Raw genomic sequence first — 3,992 nt, 5'->3', positions numbered from 1 at the left:
TTTAATTAAACATTATAAAGGTGAACGCCAGTTTTTTTAATAGATTTTCTGTTTTAAAAAAATTCTATAAAAAAGACAGATGACCTAATCGAAAATGCTAAATAAAGGAGGTGTAACACATTCCTTTAAGATAGGAAGCAGCAATTCATTAGGTAGGTTATCAATATGGGTAGAAGGAAAAGGCTGCATAGTAATTCCTTTTTAATTATCTCAAATTATCATCTAGTTTTTTATAAAAAGCATCTAAAAAATTAGGGTAGCATCTTTGGCTGCTGTATGAAGATAGAAGAAGTTTGGCAGTAGGGACCTTGTGGTGGCTTCGGTTGTTTAGACAGTTTTTTGCAAAATTAAGTAAGAAACTTCACCTTTTTAAGGTTTGTTCGATACAACATTAATCATCTTCTTCCACAATTTAATTCAAATTTTACGTAGCTTGGAGTTTCAATGACCATGTTGGTTTTGCGCCTATTATTTTATCTTACTTTTTTCATTTTCACCTAATAAATTATTATACCATATGCCTCCGCTGGGGTTTTGTATTCTAAAGACTGATGTGGACGGTTTTTATTATAAAACTTAAAATATCTGGTAAGTCCTTGATAAACCTCAAGTCCGTTTTGATAATCTTTCAGATATACATCTTCATACTTGACTGACCTCCACAAACGCACTACAAATATATTATCTGTTGCTCTTCCTTTTCCATCCATGCTAAAAGCAATATTTTTTTCTCTAACAAAATCTACAAACCTGTTGCTTGTAAATTGTGATCTTTGATCTGTATTAAAAATTTCTGGAATACCTTTTAAAAATGCTTCTTTTACAGCTTCAATACAAAAATCAACATCTAGCGTATTTGAAAGGCGCCAAGAAAGAACATATCTACTGTACCAATCCATCACCGCCTACTTTTAAACCCTGATTATGCAAACAAATAGTCATCCTTCTAGATCCATAAAAAGGATGCCTGGTATATTCTTCATCTATCAAGCGCATTATCTTAAGGTTGAACTCACTTTCTTCTCTTGGATGGTAATAATAGGTAGATCGCTCTATCCCAAGAAGTACGCATTGTCTTTCTACTGAAATCTCTTTTGATTGACGGTCAACTAAAGAGCGCTTTTCAAGCCTAGTTAGTATAGTTTTTTTCTAAGCCAATCTAACTCAACCTTTAAACGACCGATCTGTTGATAAAGGTTGTCAACCAACTTTTGATCTGTCTTACTAACTTTATCCATGCTGCTAAAAAGTACTGGTAAAGCTTCTATGAGATGCTTTTTCCATTGAGAAATTTGGGTTGGATGTACCGAATATTCTGTAGCAAGCTCATTAATGGTTTTGAACCCTTTAAATGCTTCTAATGCAACTTTTGCTTTGAACTCCGACGAGTGTCTTTTTCTTTTTGTGGACATAGCTTTTCCTCTTTAATATTAAGTTCTTATTTTAAACTGAGGGAAATTTTTTTACTTAAATTTTATCCAAAAAAGCGGAGCCACTATACCTTCAGATTATTAGGCAACTAAAGAGAAGCAGGGATTACTGACAGCCTTTTAAATTAATAAACATAGATTTTTATATTTGGGATTTGACCTTGTTTTGAAAGGATTAACTTCTAGGAGATGGGCGACAAAATTAAGCGCTTATCGCTTAAAGCAGATCGAAAAATTTTAATGAAAAAAGAGGGTAGTCGGTCTTTAGGCAAATAGCTAGCCGAGTAAAAATTTCTAGGCTTAAAGTTCGAAAAAGGCTAATTTGAGAAAAAAAGTGCAAAAGAAAGAGCTAAGAGCTTTTTAAGAGTAAAAGATATTTACTGCTACTCTTCATGAAATATATAAAGGTTTAGCCTATCGTTAAAAAACTCATAACCAGTTCAGGCCTTTTAATTTTTTTAGATCGACTTTTATAGAAATACCGCTACAGCTGTTAAGAAACTTTAAAAGGAAATATAATGCAGTCTTTTTCTTCTACCCATATTGATAACCTACCTAATGAATTGCTGCTGCCTATCTTAAAGGAATGTGTCACACCTCCTTTATTTAGCATCTGTAAAAGATGGCAAGAACTTGGGGCTATTGAAATCTTGCCCTCCCTTTATAAAAAAATAGCGGCTATGCATGTCATCAATAGAAACGAAAAGCAGCAAGCTCATCTCTTGGACAAGATTTATCAATTAGACTCTAAATTGGCTGCTTCAGAGAAAGTGGATCGAATCTTTAAGCAAGTTTTTACCTTAGCTAAATCTCTTTCTCCTTTAGAGTTTAAAAATAAAACGGAAGAAAAAAGATATTTGACGCTTGCTAACTATTCTTCCTATCTCTTAAACATTAATCGTCTGCTTATCTGGAAAAGAATCCCTGGAGGAAAGGAATATTTAGCACAAGAAGAAGTTAAGCTTTTATCTTTGGAAGAAAAAGGTAAGCTTTTTAGTCAGTGGATTGAAAGCTATGGCACAGGAATCAAAGGATTAGATTTATCTAGATTAGGCTTAACTTATTTGCCCCCTGAAATAGGCCTGTTTTCTGCTCTTGTTTCTCTTAATTTAAGCTACAATCAGCTGACCTTTCTTCCTAAAGAAATAGGCCAACTAACTCAGCTGGAGGGATTTTACTTAAGCCGCAATCGTCTTACCCTTGTAGCAGGAGAAATAGGTCAACTTTCTCATCTACGGACGCTTGACTTAAGTGACAACCTAATCAGCTGGCTTCCTTTAGAGATAGGAAAGCTTTTTAAACTAGTAAATCTTTATTTAAACTTAAACCGGCTTAATTCCCTTCCATCAGAAATAGGCCAGCTGTTTTTGCTAAAAAATTTTAACTTAAGCCAAAATTGTCTTAAAAGCCTTCCTGCCGAAATAGGCCAGCTCACTCATTTAGAAGCATTTTACTTAAGCCAAAACTCTCTCACTTCTTTGCCTAAAGAAATAGCTCAGCTATCTCGTTTGCAAAAGCTTGATGTAAGTCAAAACCAGCTTAACTCTCTTCCTATAGAGATAGGAAAGCTTTTTAGGCTCGAATGGCTATGTTTAAATCATAATAGATTGGATGTCCTTCCTATAGAGGTAGGTCAATTGACTCAGTTACAGAGGCTTGATCTAAGCAAAAACCGGCTCAAATCTCTTCCTATAGAAATAGGGCAACTAGCTCGATTGAGGACGCTTAACTTAAGCCGAAATCAGCTAACCTCCCTCCCTGCAGAGATAGGCCAGCTGACTCAGTTATATGGTCTTAACTTGAACCAAAACCATTTTGCTACTCTTCCTGAGCAGTTATGGCTACTCACGCAGCTAGAAGAGCTTTGCTTAAGTCAAAATAAGCTTGTCTCCCTACCTGCAGAAATCGATCAACTGAACCAGTTGGAAGAACTTTATTTAAGCCACAACTTTCTTATCTGCCTTCCCTCTAATATAGGAAATCTTCCCAAGCTAAAATGGCTTCATTTAGACTACAACCAGCTCAGCTCCCTTCCTGTTGAGATAGAAAAGCTATCTCAATCGTTATACGAGCTAAATCTAACGGGAAATCCTTTTAAAACTATTCCCGAGAAGATTAGACAGCATTGTCAACCGTAGAAGTTTGGCTTTCTTAGAAGAAAAATGCCTTCTCATATTTTGTTTAACTATCCTTAATAGTGGAGGCTAAGCATGCTGCTCTTCTTTCTCTTCTCAATTTTATGGTTATATAGGGTGGTATTAAGAGATTGCCGAGGCTTGAAATTTACAGATAAGGTAAAAGGGAATTACTTGCTCATGTAGAGGTTAGGAGAAAACAAAATATGGGTTGAAAAGGTGTGCTTTAGGCTAGAGAATGAGCGGGTAGAAGCCTCTTTATTGCTTGTATCTAAGTAACCCACTTTTTTCTATTACTCGATGATATACTTTTTTATTCTTGACAGTTAGGCAACTTTTCTTGATGACTCAAAGGTTACATTTTCTTGTACTGCATTTAAATGTTTACGAGAAGGCCTTAAAACAAAGATTTCATCTAGCGTCTTTT

The 3,992-nt window shown here is 35.1% G+C and carries 1 protein-coding gene and 1 pseudogene; one reads left to right on the top strand and one right to left on the bottom strand.

Annotated features, from left to right (window positions below):
- Positions 1–497: 497 nt before the first annotated feature.
- Positions 498–1,412: pseudogene (locus DB41_RS11370) on the bottom strand (integrase core domain-containing protein).
- A gap of 536 nt (positions 1,413–1,948) precedes the next feature.
- On the opposite strand from DB41_RS11370, the gene DB41_RS07915 reads away from it, so the two are divergent.
- On the top strand, positions 1,949–3,568 hold the full coding sequence (locus DB41_RS07915) for a leucine-rich repeat domain-containing protein (protein ID WP_052244024.1): 1,620 nt from the start codon (positions 1,949–1,951) through the stop codon (positions 3,566–3,568).
- Positions 3,569–3,992 lie beyond the last annotated feature (424 nt).

It is taken from the genome of Neochlamydia sp. TUME1 (assembly GCF_000813645.1).
In the GTDB taxonomy this organism is placed as follows: domain Bacteria; phylum Chlamydiota; class Chlamydiia; order Chlamydiales; family Parachlamydiaceae; genus Neochlamydia.
Note: the sequence above shows the minus strand (reverse complement) of the source record. Positions and strands in the feature narration are given on the sequence as shown.